This window comes from Sphingobacterium rhinopitheci, from assembly GCF_022627575.1.
Lineage (GTDB): Bacteria > Bacteroidota > Bacteroidia > Sphingobacteriales > Sphingobacteriaceae > Sphingobacterium > Sphingobacterium rhinopitheci.
Map to the genome: position 1 here is coordinate 1 of NZ_JADEYQ010000029.1, position 17,887 is coordinate 17,887.

General features: G+C 33.3%; 12 protein-coding genes and 6 tRNA genes. 12 read left to right on the forward strand and 6 right to left on the reverse strand.

Annotated features, from left to right (window positions below; translation table 11 throughout):
- Positions 1-327: 327 nt before the first annotated feature.
- Entirely contained in the window at positions 328-1,575 is a 1,248-nt protein-coding gene (locus tag IP023_RS14760) for a tyrosine-type recombinase/integrase (RefSeq protein ID WP_241791188.1), read from the reverse strand.
- 127 nt (positions 1,576-1,702) lie between these two features.
- Positions 1,703-4,132, reverse strand: coding sequence for a bifunctional UDP-N-acetylmuramoyl-tripeptide:D-alanyl-D-alanine ligase/alanine racemase (locus IP023_RS14765; RefSeq protein ID WP_241791189.1), 2,430 nt, complete (start codon positions 4,130-4,132; stop codon positions 1,703-1,705).
- 71 nt (positions 4,133-4,203) lie between these two features.
- On the opposite strand from IP023_RS14765, the gene IP023_RS14770 reads away from it, so the two are divergent.
- From IP023_RS14770 to IP023_RS14800, 8 genes are all read left to right on the forward strand, one after another.
- Positions 4,204-4,677 carry a regulatory protein RecX gene (locus tag IP023_RS14770; protein WP_241791190.1) on the forward strand — a complete coding sequence of 158 codons (474 nt, stop codon included), beginning with the start codon at positions 4,204-4,206 and terminating at the stop codon, positions 4,675-4,677.
- A gap of 190 nt (positions 4,678-4,867) precedes the next feature.
- Positions 4,868-4,943, forward strand: a tRNA-Gly gene (locus tag IP023_RS14775).
- A gap of 5 nt (positions 4,944-4,948) precedes the next feature.
- A tRNA-Leu gene (locus IP023_RS14780) sits at positions 4,949-5,033 on the forward strand.
- Positions 5,034-5,117: 84 nt separating this feature from the next.
- A tRNA-Gly gene (locus tag IP023_RS14785) sits at positions 5,118-5,193 on the forward strand.
- A 5-nt stretch (positions 5,194-5,198) separates the two neighbouring features.
- Positions 5,199-5,283 (forward strand) — tRNA-Leu (locus IP023_RS14790).
- A gap of 239 nt (positions 5,284-5,522) precedes the next feature.
- Complete coding sequence (locus tag IP023_RS15990; RefSeq protein WP_394801860.1) at positions 5,523-5,894, forward strand: restriction endonuclease subunit S; 372 nt, start codon at positions 5,523-5,525, stop codon at positions 5,892-5,894.
- A 637-nt stretch (positions 5,895-6,531) separates the two neighbouring features.
- Complete coding sequence (locus IP023_RS14795) at positions 6,532-6,834, forward strand: GIY-YIG nuclease family protein (protein WP_241791191.1); 303 nt, start codon at positions 6,532-6,534, stop codon at positions 6,832-6,834.
- A gap of 908 nt (positions 6,835-7,742) precedes the next feature.
- Positions 7,743-8,312: a hypothetical protein gene (locus tag IP023_RS14800; RefSeq protein ID WP_241791192.1), complete on the forward strand. Its 570-nt coding sequence runs from the start codon at positions 7,743-7,745 to the stop codon at positions 8,310-8,312.
- Positions 8,313-8,979: 667 nt separating this feature from the next.
- On the opposite strand, the gene IP023_RS14805 is transcribed toward IP023_RS14800, so the two are convergent.
- Positions 8,980-9,204, reverse strand: a complete 225-nt coding sequence (locus IP023_RS14805; protein WP_241791193.1) for a hypothetical protein — start codon at positions 9,202-9,204, stop codon at positions 8,980-8,982.
- An 821-nt stretch (positions 9,205-10,025) separates the two neighbouring features.
- Between IP023_RS14805 and IP023_RS14810 the strand changes: the two genes are divergently transcribed.
- Entirely contained in the window at positions 10,026-10,400 is a 375-nt protein-coding gene (locus IP023_RS14810) for a hypothetical protein (protein WP_241791194.1), read from the forward strand.
- A gap of 113 nt (positions 10,401-10,513) precedes the next feature.
- Here IP023_RS14810 and IP023_RS14815 read toward each other — a convergent pair whose 3' ends face one another.
- Both IP023_RS14815 and IP023_RS14820 read right to left on the reverse strand, forming a co-directional pair.
- A complete protein-coding gene (locus IP023_RS14815) occupies positions 10,514-10,687 on the reverse strand; it encodes a hypothetical protein (protein WP_241791195.1) in 174 nt (57 codons plus the stop codon).
- Positions 10,688-11,061: 374 nt separating this feature from the next.
- Positions 11,062-14,970 (reverse strand): response regulator, encoded by a 3,909-nt coding sequence (locus tag IP023_RS14820; RefSeq protein ID WP_241791196.1) that lies wholly within the window; start codon positions 14,968-14,970, stop codon positions 11,062-11,064.
- 270 nt (positions 14,971-15,240) lie between these two features.
- Between IP023_RS14820 and IP023_RS14825 the strand changes: the two genes are divergently transcribed.
- Positions 15,241-16,305 carry a fatty acid desaturase family protein gene (locus tag IP023_RS14825; protein WP_241791197.1) on the forward strand — a complete coding sequence of 355 codons (1,065 nt, stop codon included), beginning with the start codon at positions 15,241-15,243 and terminating at the stop codon, positions 16,303-16,305.
- Between the two features lie 229 nt (positions 16,306-16,534).
- Positions 16,535-16,607, forward strand: a tRNA-Lys gene (locus tag IP023_RS14830).
- A gap of 332 nt (positions 16,608-16,939) precedes the next feature.
- Here the strand turns inward: IP023_RS14830 and IP023_RS15995 are convergent.
- Positions 16,940-17,149, reverse strand: a complete 210-nt coding sequence (locus tag IP023_RS15995) for a transposase (RefSeq protein WP_394801861.1) — start codon at positions 17,147-17,149, stop codon at positions 16,940-16,942.
- A gap of 373 nt (positions 17,150-17,522) precedes the next feature.
- On the opposite strand from IP023_RS15995, the gene IP023_RS14835 reads away from it, so the two are divergent.
- Positions 17,523-17,595, forward strand: a tRNA-Lys gene (locus tag IP023_RS14835).
- The last annotated feature ends 292 nt before the right edge of the window (positions 17,596-17,887 follow it).

Genomic DNA, 17,887 nt, shown 5'->3' on the forward strand with positions numbered 1-17,887 from the left:
ATCAAGTTTAAGAGTATTTGAAATGCACTACTATTTAATAAATATTTCCTTGAAAGATAGATTACAATCATAACAAACTACCTTTTGTCACGAAATTGTCATAAATACAGGTTGTGCTAAATAACTCAATATATTTAAATTGTAATAATTTTGATACAAAAAATATGAAAAAAAATTTTAAACTGAATTTCATTCACATCCCCACTACATTGATATCATTAATGAGTTTAAATACATAAAATAGTGGGATACCGCAACTTTAACTATAAAAAAAGCCTCTAAAATGAGGCTTATAAAAGGGGTTATTTACGGGGATTAGGTAGGTTATTACAAGGTTTCTTTCTGTATTGAATTCCACAAATCCTCGTCAACAATGGCTTCAAAATCTTTTGAATAAGTCTTTAAAATTGATTCATTCTTATGACCTGTAATCTTAATGATAACTTTGTCTGTAAAAAAACGTTTATAATAGTTGATTCCAGAGTGTTTGAACGAATAGATTCCGTGCCCATCTGTAAATATGGCTTTATCTGTACGTTTATGCTTCTTAAATAAGCGAAAATTATCAGAAAATAATCTTTTCTTAGTTGGGTAGGGAGCAAATAATCTAACATTTTTAAAACAATTATTAGAGGCTATACTTCCAAAAAAATAATCATCAGGTTTTACATCATTATTATTTACAAAAGTATTAATCAGAGGAAATAAATTTTCATGAATTCTAACAGTTACGGCATTACCTGTTTTAATTTTATCCTTATTAACATAAATTAATTTCTTATCTAAGTCAAAATCTTTAAACTGAAGCTTCACCAAAGTATCAATTCTATGAAGTGTATAAAACATTGTGAGAGCTAGTGCTCCCAAATTTTCATTATAAACATTAATTAGTTGTATCGCTTGGTTAACGTTACGGTATGCCAAATTTTTACTTGTTCTTCCAATTGGGAACCTCCGAAATTGATGCATAATTAATTGCGTAGGGTGAAGTATTTTGTCTACTATAGTGATACTTTTAAATAAATCATTCAAAATACCTTGATAGTAGTTATATGATGTCTTACTATCCTTATTTTTAGCCTTAACATACTGTAGTAAGCTATCAATTTCATTATATGTATTAAATTGTCGGAGAGTTATATTATATTTACTATTTACATCTAAATAATCATTAATAACATTAACTTTATTTTGGTACACCTCAAATGTTTGAGGTTTAACATCTTTTCTTTTACGAATTAACCAATCCTTCAGAAAATTTCTAAATGGAGTATCTATTTTTTCTGCTGTAAAATCTCCAACTTCAGCATCAAACATACCTTTAGAAATTTTCAAATTAAGCTCATCTACCAAAACTAAAGCATATTTAAGTCTCCTTGAGTATTCTGACAATACAACTTTAGAATTCTTTACGTATGGTAGTTTATTCATCTTATAGCTATTAGACCATTCTTTTATTTTCCCATCTGACACGGTATACTTAATAACAACCCTCCAATTTTTCGCATTTTTATCTTTAGTTTTTAAATACGCATTCCACACTTTAAAAACTGACTCACTGACACTTAACTCCATTAATTATAAATTATTTTTTGCCCCTAAATATGCCCCCATATACGAATATACCACAATATACAGAAACAAAAAAATGCATTATTGACGATAATAATGCATTTGTACAGTGATGAAACACATCAAATTTCTAATCGTAAAAATACACTCTTTTTACTCGAGATGAAATACCTGTTAGTAATTCGTATGGAATAGTTCCTATTTGTTTAGCTGCAAAAGCTACATCAGGGAATACTTTCACTTCATCTCCCTCTCTAGCGTCAATATCTGTAATATCGAGCATACACATATCCATACATATATTACCAATGGTAGGTACCAGATTGCCATTGACTAACATCTTACCTACACCGTTGCCTAGACGTCTATTATAGCCATCAGCATACCCAATCTTGACTGTTGCAATTACCGAATCTCTTTGCAGTATCCCTTTGCGATCATACCCAACTGTTTCATCTTTTGCCAGGTATTTAATCTGCGTAATTGTTGTCTTCAATTGACTTACCTCTTCTAATAATAAATCCTTAGGTGCCATATCAAAACCATATAATCCTATCCCCAATCGAACCATATCGAGATGTGCCTCGGGATGATGAGCAATACCCGAAGTATTGCAAATATGCTTCAACACCGAATACCCCAAAGCCTGCTCCAACAACGTGGAATACTTCAAGAAAACATTTATCTGATGATGCGTAAATGTCAACAATTCAGAATCTCCAGCAGCAACTAAATGAGAAAACATAGAAGCTACTTTTACGGTATCAATCTGCGAAAGTAGCAACAATAAATCTGCTATTTCATCAGGCATAAAACCCAATCGATGCATACCAGTATCCAATTTTATATGGATGGGATAAGAAGTTAATGACTTATTATTTAAGAAATTACTAAAATTATTCAATATCCTCATACTATATATTTCCGGTTCTAAATCATAAGCTATCAAATCTTCGAATGTAGATTCATGAGGACTTAAAACCATAATAGGCAGAGAAATTCCAGCTTTACGCAAGGCTACACCTTCATCAACAAACGCTACAGTTAAATAATCTATCTTATTAAATTGCAACACATTAGCTACCTCAAAACTCCCCGAACCATAGGAAAAAGCCTTGACCATAGCCATCATTTTCACCCCAGGCTGAAGACGCGATCGATACTGCTGAATATTATGTTCTATAGCCTTCAAATTGATCTCCAATACCGTTTCATGTGATTGATCTACAAGTCGAGAAACGATCTTTTCAAACTGAAATTTGCGCGCTCCCTTGACCAAAATGGTAGAATTATGTAGATGGATAGCCGATAAACTCTTATAGAAGATAGCTGTTGAAGAATAGAAATTAGCCTCAGGAAGTTTATTTTTCAGCGCCTCATAACGAGGTCCTATCAGATATAATTCGGTTAATTCTGCATTATCGAATAGATTCAATAGCTTAGTTTCAAACCTACTCGTCCATTCCTCCCCTTCAAAATCACTTAATATTAACACCTTTTTTTTATGTTGATATTGTTGATTAAGAAAATCTAAAGCAATCTGCAAGGAAGCCAAATCATTGGAATAACTATCATCTATGATGCTACAATTATCTTTTCCACGTTTCAATTGAAGACGCATTTCCAATGGCTTTAATCCAGCTATGCGTCGCGCAATAACCTCAGCTTTATATCCGAGTGCAAACAGCACAGTAATGCACGTTAATGCGTTTTCTATAGAAGCTTTATCGACGAAAGGAATACTAATTGCGAATTTCGCAAAACCAACAACAACACAAACATAAGTATCTTTTAATCTAACATTTATATCAGAAATATAAACAAACAAATCAGGTGAATAACCCCAAGAAACAACACGATTATCAACCGTACAAAAATCTTTTATTGCTGGTTCTGGTGCTACAATTCGCGTAGTATCAGCAAAGAGTTTCCACTTTTCTACTGCCTTCTCCTCTTTTGAAGTGAACCCCTCGCGATGCGCTGTCCCCAGGCTTGTGAATATGCCAAAAGTAGGTCTAATCATCGCGGCTAACTTATCCATCTCACCAACCTTACTGATACCGGCTTCTATAATCGCCATATCATAATCCGCAGACAGTTGCCACAATGAAAGAGCAACCCCCAATTGAGAGTTATAACTTTTTGGACTTTGATAGCAGTTATAGTCGGGAGACAATAATTGGTATAACCATTCCTTTACGATCGTCTTCCCATTACTTCCAGTAATACCGATGATAGGATATGAAAATTGATCGCGATGAAATGTTGCAATTTCTTGCATTGCTGTTAAGGTATCTCCTACCCTAATAAAATTAGATCCGGGATAAGCTGCAGCTTGTGTATCCTGTTTAGCGACTACAAAATTGCGCACCCCTTTAGCATAGGCTTCGGCTATATAATCATGTCCATCACGTTGGTTGATTAATGCAAAAAACAAAGCACCTTCTCCGTTATAGACCTTACGTGTATCGTATACCAATTCTGTTATGGTAGCGTCTTCTACGGAAAGCGATGTTTCTAGATAAGTGATATTTTCCAGTAATGTTGTAATCTTATACATATCCCAATTGTTGAAACAAATTTCACTATTATTTTCAATAAGTCTATCATTTTTTGAAGATTTGTATTTATATGGATGAGTACGAAAAAAAGAAAAAAATATATACGCCGCATCAAGCAAAACTAAAAGCAGAAAGTTACTGTGCCTACCAAGAGCGTGCTCAACAAGAGGTACGCGACAAATTGTATGAATGGGGATTACACCTAGAAGAAGTAGAGCAATTGATTTCAGATTTAATTAGTGAGAACTTTTTAAATGAAGAGCGGTTTGCCAAAGCATATGTACTCGGTAAATTTAGAATGAAAGGCTGGGGAAAGGTAAAAATAAAACAACACCTCAAAGCCAAACGTGTATCAGATCCATTAATCAAAATAGCATTGCGCGAGATTGATCTTGACGAATATGAAAATAAATTAGATAGTATTATTGAAAAAAAAATCCCCGATACAGGCTCCAAACTCAGCCTTGCTGACAAAGCTAAATTGGTGCGTCACCTACAATCGAAGGGTTATGAGAGCGATTTAATCTTCTCAAAACTAAAATAACTCCCCTTAAAAGGGAAAAGTAAAAAAAAACTAAAAATTTACAAATTGATTTATAAGGATTTGCGATCAATACAGTCCTCTAAAGTACTATAATAGAAAAAAACATTTTGTAGAATTGAATTATACCTCTATATTTGCATCATCAAAACGGATAAGCGCGATGCTTTGACACATTGAAAGACTTATAAAAGCGAAAATAGCTCAGCTGGTAGAGCACAACCTTGCCAAGGTTGGGGTCGCGAGTTCGAATCTCGTTTTTCGCTCCAGAGTTGCCTAGGTGGTGGAACTGGTAGACACGCAGGACTTAAAATCCTGTTCCCGTTAAGGGAGTGCGGGTTCGATTCCCGCCCTAGGTACTAAAGACAACAAAAATATACTTTATAAAGAAGTATAAAAAATTGAAGACGCGAGGTCTTCTCAACAATAAAAGACTTACAAAAGCGAAAATAGCTCAGCTGGTAGAGCACAACCTTGCCAAGGTTGGGGTCGCGAGTTCGAATCTCGTTTTTCGCTCCAGAGTTGCCTAGGTGGTGGAACTGGTAGACACGCAGGACTTAAAATCCTGTTCCCGTTAAGGGAGTGCGGGTTCGATTCCCGCCCTAGGTACTATAACCCTTGAACATGTCCGTTCAAGGGTTTTCTTTTTTACAAGGTGTAAAAGAAAGTGTAAAAGAGGATGATAATTTTTTATCATCCTCTTTTTTATGTAACAAATATTGATATGTATTATATGGTTTTTCGGATCATGTACAACAGTTCTGAAGGAGCCGAAAATAATGAACTGTTTGTGCTTTGAAATTTAGATCATAGTAATAATTATGCTTTAAATAAATTTCATTACAATAATCGCCAATAATGTAATCACAATAGATGCTAATATTGCTAAAACAGGAATATTAACCTTCAATGCATGCTTCACTGACAGTGTAGTAGGTTTTAACTCAAATGGTTTCTCTAATGAAATTTTTATACAATATTGGTTTTCCTTCTTTCAAAAAATTTTAGAAGAACAAGCTCCTGAATCAGCACAAAAAAACATTAATCTAGCAATTCTAAGAAATCTTGAGGTTATTTCAGTTCCAATTCAACTGCAAGAAGAATTTGCTAAAAAGATTGAAATCATCAATCAATTAAAAGCACAGACCAATGGAGAGAAATCTGAGGAATTATTTCAATCCCTTTTACAAAAAGCATTCAAAGGCGAGTTAGTAAGTTAACCTTACTAGCCCGTCATTGCGAATACCCCGTCATTGCGAGCATGCGAAGCAATCTCTTACTAAATTTCAGATTACCACGTCGTTCCTCCTCGCAATGAAGATAGTAAAAACCGTCATTGCGAGCATGCGAAGCAATCTCTTACTGAATAGCAGATTACCACGTCGTACCTCCTCGCAATGACGACAGAAAAAACCGTCATTGCGAGCATGCGAAGCAATCTCTTACTAAATTTCAGATTACCATGTCGTTCCTCCTCGCAATGACGACAGAAAAAACCGTCATTGCGAGAGCATGCGAAGCAATCTCTTACTGAATAGCAGATTGCCACGTCGTACCTCCTCGCAATGACGACAGAAAAAACCGTCATTGCGAGCATGCGAAGCAATCTCACCTTGAATAGCAGATTGCCACGTCGTACCTCCTCGCAATGACGACAGAAAAAACCGTCATTGCGAGCATGCGAAGCAATCTCTTACTAAATTTCAGATTGCCACGTCGTACCTCCTCGCAATGACGACAGAAAAAACCGTCATTGCGAGCATGCGAAGCAATCTCTTACTAAATTTCAGATTACCACGTCGTTCCTCCTCGCAATGACGAATAAGCAATCTCTTATAAATTCCGTATATTCATTAGATGGAAAGAGGTGGATGCGTATACATATTAACCAATAAAAATAAATCAACACTTTATACAGGAGTGACATCAGATTTGCAATCTAGGATATATGAGCACCTAAACAAGAAAAACATAAATTCTTTTACAGCCAGGTACAATTTAACAAGCTTGGTGTACTTTAAATTTTATCCTACAATTAAAGAAGCTATCGCAGAAGAAAAAAGAATAAAAGCAGGTAACAGAAAAAATAAAGAAAAAATGATAAACGATTTAAATCCAAGCTGGATAGATTTATTTGAAACCGAAGTACAGCATTGGTAACTTTCCGTCATTGCAGCTATTCCGTCATTGCGAGTGTCACACTGAGTCTATCGAAGTGCAGCGAAGCAATCTGTTCCAACTATACGTCATTGCGAGAGCATGCGAAGCAATCTCACCTTGAATAGCAGATTGCCACGTCGTACCTCCTCGCAATGAAGACAGAAAAAAACGTCATTGCGAGCATGCGAAGCAATCTCACCTTGAATAGCAGATTGCCATGTCGTTCCTCCTCGCAATGACGACAGAAAAAACCGTCATTGCGAGAGCATGCGAAGCAATCTCTTACTGAATAGCAGATTGCCACGTCGTACCTCCTCGCAATGACGATAGTAAAAACCGTCATTGCGAGCATGCGAAGCAATCTGTTCCAACTATACGTCATTGCGAGCATGCGAAGCAATCTCTTACTGAATAGCAGATTGCCACGTCGTACCTCCTCGCAATGACGACAGAAAAAACCGTCATTGCGAGCATGCGAAGCAATCTCTTACTGAATAGCAGATTGCCACGTCGTACCTCCTCGCAATGACGATAGTAAAAACCGTCATTGCGAGCATGCGAAGCAATCTGTTCCAACTATACGTCATTGCGAGAGCATGCGAAGCAATCTCTTACTGAATAGCAGATTGCCATGTCGTTCTTCCTCGCAATGACGACAGAAAAAACCGTCATTGCGAGCATGCGAAGCAATCTCACCTTGAATAGCAGATTGCCACGTCGTACCTCCTCGCAATGACGAATTAATAAACATCGTTCCTCCTCGCAATGACGATACGTATCAACTCCGTTCGCAATGACGAAATATAAAAATTATAATCAACTAAAATAGATTAGCTTACATACTAAATACAAAATATATTTTAAAATAAATTGCATGAATTTTTAATAAATATTCATACATTTGTATTATGTCATCGTTAGATAATTTTAAGAAAAAACTACGTGCAGGCAAAGTCTATCGACGCGATGAACTATCCAAGTTCTCTACAGCTATAGATAGACATCTAGCCGAATCCGTTTCTGACGGCTCATTACAAAAGCTGGCTCAGGGACTTTACTACGCGCCTAAGAAAACGGCTTTTGGTATAGCGCCACCAGATGAGGAGCAGCTGATAAAAACATTTCTTAAAGGCGACGATTATCTAATAACATCACCTAATTACTATAATGCCTTAGGACTTGGTAGTACACAATTGTATAATACAAAGCGCATATACAACCACAAAAGGCATGAGGACATAAAACTGGGCAACAGAGTATATCAATTTAGAAGAAAACCTAAGTTCCCTAAAAAACTAACGCAAGAATATCTGCTGGTTGACATGCTTAATAATTTGGATACATTAGCAGAAGACAGACAGGCTATCACTTTGACTTTACGTACTAAGCTCCCAGACTTAAATAACAAGGAATTGGAACGTAATGCAAATAGGTACGGCACCATAGCAGCAAAAAGGCTGATAAAAGAACTTATCTAAATTTATATCAACAGACGCTGACTTTAGCAACAAATTTAACGAATATATATTATTATAAACAGCGGGATTCTTAACTTGTGTCTACTTACTTACTATGTTTAAATAGCAAACTGCGCTGCATGGCGCAATAATGGGGTCGGTAAATGACATTTCACATTTGTTAGCATCGAGATAGATTTGACCACCTTAAAGTATGTATTATTAGTGACCCAGATATTCGGTACTTGTAACAAAAATCGGTGGTAATATCTAAAATAATGTATACGTTCTTGTACTGGTATTTGTTTCAAATTACTATTCTCTGTAAAACTACATACACAAAATTGTGCTGACTCATTGCGCCATTTATATAACTGAGCAACGGAGATTCTTAATTAAAGAGCTAGCTCAGAAAGGTTGTTCCTATTTTTACTTAATCCAACAGCGGAAGGTTTAAACGAGTGGTCATATTTTTCACGGAGATTAATCCATATTTCCAAAGTTAAAATATTATATAATTATTATTAAAATGTATGACGATTAAGTGAGCAACTCCATATATTATGTTTCACATCAAAATTTACATTCCATTTTTATTCTAGCTATTCTAATATCGATTTCTTTTTGCTAGCATTTGTTGATACAATTGCCCCCCACCCTTAGAACAAAATATAAATTAGTATTATAATCAATTCCATTTCATACAAAACACATAACCATACAAATATTGTTGCTCCATATTTTCAAGTGCCTCATCAATTATTAATATCGTAGGTTCCAAATTTGACACCTTGGTTCCATGTCTACCACTTAAATAATCATTTACATTATCTACTTTTTCTGGAAACCAATAAACAGCTTCATGATCTGACCTATTATTCGACGTCAAAATATTATATCCAGATTTCTTCAAATTTTGTAATAATCTTATATTTAATCTATCAAAATGCATAATAGGTAAATGTTATATGTTTTCATACTTGTTAGCTATTAAATACTACAAAAGAAAAATAGCCCAAAAGATCATGATATATCCTAACTACAGCGGCATAATAAAATGTTATCCGCTATTCCTTTAAACAGAAATTATAGTAAAATTGTTTCACCTAGAGAAAAGCATATTACAACAAAAATAATTATGTAGCTTGATGGATCGCATTACAATTAAAGTTCAGCATTCATATGTTAATAAAAATCATATTTGCATACTAATATTGTATTCCATGAAATAATCAGATGATGTAAAGATCATAGTAGATGTTTTATTTGAACTTAAATTACAAGCTTACCAACTTATATATCTTATTATATGTTTGGCTAATAAAGAAAACACCTTCACAAAACCAACAAAACAATATACAGTATCAAAAGCAATGAAATAAAATATTATCATTATTTGAAAAAACAGCTCCTAATTATTACTCGAAACATTTGTACACCTTATATTACCCGACAATAAAAGTACAATTAAGCAAAAAACTATAACATATTAATATCCAATAAACACATTACAACGACCTAGTAACTACCCTACGTAAGTAGTTAAATTACTACAAAAATTAAATAACATATAAATAAAAGACACACAGAGATAATTACAAAACACTACTAACCAATAGATTATACTTAGCAATGTTGTGTTTTATTGCATTTCAATATTTTAATTACCATTAAATTAAAACAAAATAAATCTATCTTTACACAACAAAATAAACTACCTAAAAAATTAATTATATGAGATACCCGAGGTTAATTGACAAAAAGCAAATAGGTAAAATAAAATTTGAAGCTTATATTATTGAAGATGATAATAAATTAGAAGCTTTTGCTATTTATTTTCAAAGCTCAAAAAAGCCACTTTTGTTATTTCAGCAAGAAAATATCACCGGAAAAATTGAAATCAAGATTAATAAAACGTTGGTAGATAGACTTCAGTTATTAAAATCTAAAGATGATAGCCTAAGAAAAGAGCATTACAAGCAATTTCAAAAATTTGTTTTAGAAGGAGAGCAAGTTGCTAAAGAAATAGCCTTTAAAGATAAAAAGCTACACTACATCACCGATGTACAATTAATTAAAAGTATTGAACAAACTTATTTATTAAATTAATATTGGCAATTAGCGTATCGATAATGTTCATATTATTAATCTGTGATTAATAATTCCAAGCTTAGTAGTACGAGCTATATCAATAAACATTTGCAAAGAAGTGAATGATAATCTTAGGGATAACTAATATTTAAGATATCAAATTCATCCATCCATTCCGCTATAGCGTCATCAGTTAATTTGTCGCTAACTTCAGATAAAGTATCCTCTTTTGTTTCTTTAATTACCATAGTACTTGTTTCAAGCACTTCAGTAGTATCGTATAATTTGCTTTCTTTAATCTCCATGTTATTTTTGTTGAAAGCAAACTTAACAACAATAAAAACAAAGAGTTTAATTAATTAACTTTAAAGATAATATTGTAGCTATATATCTATAGCACCATTAAATTAAAAACTATCATAATTAATTAACCAATAAATTATAATAATATATTCTTACTAAGAAACAAGTAAGTCAAAAAGACAATTGTGATGATTTATACTATATGTCCTTCATATATTTACGCATAAATTCTGAGACAAATGCATCAGTACAAATAAACTAATTGTCTTAAAATAGGAACACTAATATTGAAACTGTTTTGGATTTTCTAAATAGCTATAAATTCTTGCCAATATTAGTGTCCTTCCTAATAAAATGTAATTACTGACAATGCTAATTATTTAGCTAAGATGTTTTTTATCAATTGAATACCAATTTCAATATCCTTATTCACCTCATCAAAATTACTAAATAACAAATTAAGATTTTTTTTATCATGCTTCAGAATCATCTCTTCGAACAAAGAAGCAGACTCCGCTAACTTGAATAAGCCTACTGTAGAAGCTGTTCCTCTTAACTTATGCAAACACACATTTAAACCATCTAAATCAGAGTTATCAAAAGCATTATTCAGCGACAAAACAGTTTGCTTAAGCTCTGTTAAGACCAAATCCAAAAAATATTGCATAAAACCTTCATCATCTCCAACCTGCCCTTTTAGTGTTGTAATATCCAAATAATCCTTTTCCACAATCTTTACACTAACAATATCATTTTTTACCACCTCAGCTATGGTTAACTCAAGATCCTTTTGGCGTATCGGCTTTGCTAAAAAACCAGACATACCACTTGCTAGACAACGCTCACGCTCCCCCAATACATTACCAGCAGTTATACCAATAATTGGCACTTCTTGATATCCTTCTATTTGACGTATTCTTTTTGTTGCCTCAATACCATCCAATTCGGGCATTTGTACATCCATCAATACGATATCAAAAGTTTCTTTTTCACATGACAATACAGCATCTACACCATTGGTAACCTGTACCATTAATGCATTAGGCATTACAATATTCATAATATGGATATTTAGAGCCATATTCACGGGATTATCATCAGCCAATAATATCTTGGCATTCTTCGTATAAAAATTATCTTTTGCTACTTCTAAATTTCTATTTCTATCTTCATTATTATGAACCATAATACGCCTGATCAATTCATACAATTCATTTGACCGAACAGGCTTTAATAGGCAAAAAGCACCTTCTTCTTGACGAAATGAAGCTATTAATTCGTGTTGCTCAGCTGACGTATGTAGCACCACAAGGGGGACATTCTCTCCTTGTTCACTAAATAGTTCTTTGATTTTATGCATAGTTTCTACACCTGTCAACACAGGCATATGATAATCCATTAATATAATATCAAATCGCTCCCCCTTAATTAAGAGCTGCAGGGCTTCCATACCATTCGAAGTAGATACACACTCTATCCCTTTGTAAGAAAGCATATGTTCTAATATCAATCGATGATTTTCATTATCATCTACAATTAATACATTTTTAATGGGTAATAATTCTTGATCAACATTAATATTCTCTAGTTCATATGCAACCTCTAAATCAAAATAAAAAACGGACCCCTTGTCAATTTCACTTATGAGATTCAATTTGCTTCCCATATATTTTAGTAGGTTATTTGAAATTGTTAACCCTAAACCAGTACCACCGTATTTTTTACTAATCGAACTATCTTCTTGCGTAAAGGCATCAAATATACGCTGTTGCTTATCCACAGGTATACCGATACCTGTGTCACGTACAGAAAACCTAAGAACCAATTTATCGTTTATAAATTCTTTTTTCGCTAGCTTAAGTTCAATTTCTCCAGCATCGGTAAATTTAACTGCATTACTCAAGAGATTAATCAGAATCTGCTTGACACGTACTTCGTCCACCCATATATGTTCTGGTAGGCCTTGCTCTATATTTAATAGAAGTTCAATATCCTTACGCTGCGCCTGATACATTACCACATTAATAACTTGACTCACTAAATCATATACGTTATGCTTATCAATATATAATTCTAATTTACCAGACTCAATTTTTGAGAAATCCAAAATATCATTTATGATATTTAGAAGAGAAGTTCCAGACTCATTAATATAATGCAAATATTGTGCTTGCATATCACTTAAAGGAGTTTTTAAAAGTAAATCAGAAAAACCAATAACGCCATTAAGTGGTGTTCGTATTTCATGACTCATATTAGCTAAGAAATCAGACTTCGCTCTGTTAGCAATATCTGCTAATTCTTTAGCTTGACGCAAGCCATTATTAGCATCGACTACATCCGTAATATTTTGCGCAGCGATAATAATTCCTCCGACACTTCGATCTGAAAGGTGCCAAGGCCTTACCTCCCAATTATAATGCTGTGGATTAGCCCCCTCCTTTAAAAGAAGAACCTCATCTGAATTTTTATAGGATATACCAGCTAAAGCATCAGTATATATTTTATACCTATATTCAGAAATATGCGGAAATAAGGTAAGCAAGTTTTCGTTAAGAAATCCATCTTTATCATGACTAAACTCCTCTACCCACTGATTACTAGCTGAGAGACATTTAAAATCACTATCAAACATAGCTACGTTCGCAGGCACATAATCTACGAAAGCTCTTAACATAGCTTCTTTATGTTCTAATTCAAGATATACCTTTTTACTACGATCAATATCTTGTATAATACCAAAGATACGTGTGCACTTATTATCTATGTATTCGGGAATTCCTTTGACACGAACCCATATCAATTCACCATCTTTTCTTTGTATCCTCAATTGACGATCGTAACTTTCACCTTTGGTAATAGCTTTCGTAAAGAGATCATTAAGTATGACCTTACTTTCATTGTCGTAAAAATCAAAAGCATTTTCTATGTCCGGAATGAAACCTTTATCCACACCATGAATACTCTTTGTAGAATCCGACCAATACAATTTATTATTCTCAAAATCAACTTCCCATCCACCAACTTGTGCGACAGTATTTGTATGTTCCAAAATCTGCTTTGTATGTAAAAGATCAAGCTCTAAATTAAACCTATCGGTCATATTAAGAGCTGTACTCATGACATATGGATTCCGTTCATTGTCAAAATCAACGATATTATTATACAACCAATAATTACGAATACCGTCTTTTGATTGAATGATCATCATTCCTGAATCTTCTTGATGGAGTGCTATTCGCTTCAAATAATCATCAATACCATCAAAACGTTCAGGTACAATAATATCTTTTAAACTAAGCGTTGTGACCTCCTCTTCGCTATAATTTAAAGCTTCACGTCCTTTTTGATTTACAGACAATATATTGCCCTGCAAATCATGCATACTCATTAAACCTATCGAGTTTTCATAAAAAGTGCGAAATCTTCTTTCGGAGACTTCTAGTTTTAAACGTTCTTCTATTTCCCTAGTTATATCTCTACCAAAAGCAAAAATTTCTTGATTGTTTTTATGATATTTTAAATACCACTCAATGATTATATCACCACCATCCTCTTTAGCTGTATATGTTCTAACCTCGACCCCATCCTCTTGTTTATGGATACCCTGTAATATATCCATTATAGAATTATTTTTCAATAATTCAACAACTGGTTTATGGATACAATACTCTTTTGTTGTATGAAGAATACTTTCAAAAGCTGGATTTACCTCCTTTATCAAAAAATCGTTATCAAGTACACAAATTAGGTTGTTAGATACGGCCACCAACTCTTCAAAATAACTAGATTGCACTTTATGCTTTTTTGATAAAAATAGTTTTGATACCGCTTCACCCAATTGCTTTAAAGTATTTATCTGTTTTTCAGATAATATTTTTGGTTCAGTATCTACAGCGCATATCGTACCTAAAACAAAGCCATCATCGTCCATGATCGGTAAACCTACGTAAAAACGAATATTACCGGCCAAAATAAGTGGATTTGTAGCTGTTCTTGGATCATTTAAAGTATCATCTATAATTAGTACATCTTTGCTTAATACCGTATACTGACAGATAGTATTATGTCGTTCAACACTATCCAATTCTAACCCTACACAGCTTTGTATAAATTGTGTTTCCTCTTCCATTATTGCTATTATGGAATATCTACAATCTGTTATCAAACAGGCTGCTTCAGCGAACACATCAAATTCGGGCTCCTTGCCTAAACCTTTAAGATCATAAGTAGTTAGCCTTTTAATACGTTCAACTTCGTTTTCAGGAAATGGATAGTTTAACATGATAGATGTATATTTTAAATTATAGAAACTATGATTATCTCTATAAGATAAAAAAGAGTCGTAAAGCAAAAATAGGGGTTTCGCAAAGGTAAAGCAACACTATATTTAAAAAAACACATTTCATAGAAGATTTGAATTGAAAGAATACTAAGGAACAATGCTAATGTTAAAAAAAATTAACATTACTATTATTCTACTATTATTTCGAACTCTTCTATGTATCTTTATGAACAAAAAATAAAAAACACATAAAAACAATTCATTGAATTAATGCAACAATCAATAAAATTTAACAATGCGAATACCTTATTCTCTAAATCTTTAAAGAATAAAACAAACGAATACTTTCAACAGTACAACATTAAAAAAACAGGTAACCTTAGAATCTTTTTAAAAGCAATAATACTTCTTAGCACTTTTGTCATCCTATATTCGATATTGGTATTTACTGATATACACTGGGGCTTAAAAATCCTTTGCTGTTTATGCTTTGGTGTCAACCTAGCTGCAATAGGCTTTAACATCATGCACGATGCAGGACATAATTCATTTAGCGAAAACAAGACCTTAAATTATATATTATCCTATTCATTAAATCTATTAGGTGGAAACATTTATTTCTGGAAATTAAAACATAATATCGCACATCATACTTTCACAAATATCAATGGTGAAGACCACGATATTGAGGTGAAATTTATGCGTATTCATCAAGATCAAGAGTTGAAGAAATATCATCGTTTTCAACGATTCTATTTCTTACTACTATATAGTATTTCATATTTTGCATGGATCTTTTATCAGGATTACGAGAAATATTTTAGACAAAAAATGAGCGGATCTAAAGAAAAATTCCACTTCCCAACAAATGAAAGAGTTATCTTTTGGGCTTCTAAAGTGTTTCACTTTATTCTTTTTATTGTAATCCCAATTTCCGTTCTCGGTTGGATACCTACATTAATAGGATTATTGATCTCTGGATCAGTTTGTGGAATTTGCTTAGCTGTTGTTTTTCAATTAGCGCACGTTGTAGATGAGACAGAATTTAAATCTTTAGACTCGACAAAGGTTGATGAAGAGTGGATGATACACCAAATTCAATCGACAGCAAACTTTTCTACAAATAGCAAAATCCTTACCTGGATTTTAGGCGGATTAAATTTTCAAGTAGAACACCACTTATTTCCGAAAATTAGTCATATACATTATCCGGCAATAAATAAAATTGTCAAAGAAACATGTGATGATTTTAATATAAAATATAATGAATACCGTACATTTTGGAATGCATTTCAATCGCACGTGGTAGTCATCCAACAAATGTCTAAAGCATAAAATTTATACCTATAACGATAGTTTTTGAATAAAATCTATTACTACTAATAGTATTTTATTCAAAAACTATCGTTACTGTGTTTAATAAGTGAAAATTAATTCATTTATAAATCAACACATTACCTTTATAGATGAATTATTAGACATTATTTCTCAATTTTATCATCCTATAATATATATTTTTTTCTACCTTTGCATCACTCTAAACAACGAAGGAGTAATAAAAAAAGATTCTGTAGCTCAGCTGGTAGAGCAATACACTTTTAATGTATGGGTCCTGGGTTCGAATCCCAGCGGGATCACAAAAAAGCAACTCCAAAAGAGTTGCTTTTTTTGTTTCCCCTTGGAGGAGTACCCAAGGGTTCGATTCGAGAAGGCTCAAGGAAAGTGTGCGGGAATAGCGGGGCTGAGACAATCCCAGCGGGATCACAAAAAAGCAACTCCAAAAGAGTTGCTTTTTTTGTTTCCCCTTGGAAGAGTACCCAAGGGTTCGATTCGAGAAGGCTCAAGAAAAGTGTGCGGGAATAGCGGGGCTGAGACAATCCCAGCGGGATCACAAATAAGCAAATCAAAAGAGTTGCTTATTTTTCATGTTATTCATGAAAATTTTACATTAGGTTTTCGATTATATCTTTTAAATACGATGATCCAAGATCAAATCTGCAAACATCCGCTTTAACCGACTGTTTTCTTCTCTTAGAACCTTGAGTTCTTTCAAATACTGAGCGTGCATATTACCATACTTTTGCTCCCATTGATAGTAAATTGACACTGTAATACCATGCTTACGACAGATGTCGTGTGTCGACTTACCTGATTCATATCCCTTAAGAATATTGACAATCTGATGTTCTTAAATTTGCTCTACTTCATGATTTTTAATTGGTCTGAAAAAAAGAGAAGTATACCCAAAAATCTTTCATCCCCACTCCTATTTAAATCCACTATTGTTCCTAAAAAATCCTTCTAAATAATCTTTATGGTTCGAGCCCTTATAAATTCAGCATAAAACAGAACTCTATTTAAAATATTTTTCCGAATGTAATAATTCATAAATAACTAATTATAAACGTAAATAATAAAAATACATTTGCAAAAACCACACTAAATCATATTTAAACGAATTTAAAAATAAAAAAAACACACAAATCATTTGGCATATATTATATATTTTTCTACCTTTGCATCACTCCAAACAACGAAGGAGTAACAAAAAAGATTCTGTAGCTCAGCTGGTAGAGCAATACACTTTTAATGTATGGGTCCTGGGTTCGAATCCCAGCGGGATCACAAAGAAGCAACTCCAAAAGAGTTGCTTTTTTTGTTTCCCCTTGGAAGAGTACCCAAGGGTTCGATTCGAGAAGGCTCATGGAAAATGTGGATCATGTACAAAAGTTGTGGATTAGATAAAAAAAACTGAGATTTATGTTTTGATATTTGATATAAATGCACGACTCGTTTAAGGCTTTAATGCCATTGATTATTCCGGAGGGAGTTTCTGATTATTTTGAAATGACCCATTATACTAAAGAAGATAAAAGACTTGACATCTTTCTAGAAGAACTAAACCTTATACCTGAAG

What these genes read in the sequence shown, in the direction of transcription:
- IP023_RS14825 (WP_241791197.1), top strand. Translation starts at nt 15,241, where the DNA reads ATGCAACAATCAATAAAATTTAACAATGCGAATACCTTATTCTCTAAA.
- IP023_RS14815 (WP_241791195.1), bottom strand. Translation starts at nt 10,687, where the DNA reads ATGGAGATTAAAGAAAGCAAATTATACGATACTACTGAAGTGCTTGAA.
- IP023_RS14760 (WP_241791188.1), bottom strand. Translation starts at nt 1,575, where the DNA reads ATGGAGTTAAGTGTCAGTGAGTCAGTTTTTAAAGTGTGGAATGCGTAT.
- IP023_RS14795 (WP_241791191.1), top strand. Translation starts at nt 6,532, where the DNA reads ATGGAAAGAGGTGGATGCGTATACATATTAACCAATAAAAATAAATCA.
- IP023_RS14765 (WP_241791189.1), bottom strand. Translation starts at nt 4,132, where the DNA reads ATGTATAAGATTACAACATTACTGGAAAATATCACTTATCTAGAAACA.
- IP023_RS14770 (WP_241791190.1), top strand. Translation starts at nt 4,204, where the DNA reads ATGGATGAGTACGAAAAAAAGAAAAAAATATATACGCCGCATCAAGCA.
- IP023_RS14820 (WP_241791196.1), bottom strand. Translation starts at nt 14,970, where the DNA reads ATGTTAAACTATCCATTTCCTGAAAACGAAGTTGAACGTATTAAAAGG.
- IP023_RS14800 (WP_241791192.1), top strand. Translation starts at nt 7,743, where the DNA reads ATGTCATCGTTAGATAATTTTAAGAAAAAACTACGTGCAGGCAAAGTC.
- IP023_RS14810 (WP_241791194.1), top strand. Translation starts at nt 10,026, where the DNA reads ATGAGATACCCGAGGTTAATTGACAAAAAGCAAATAGGTAAAATAAAA.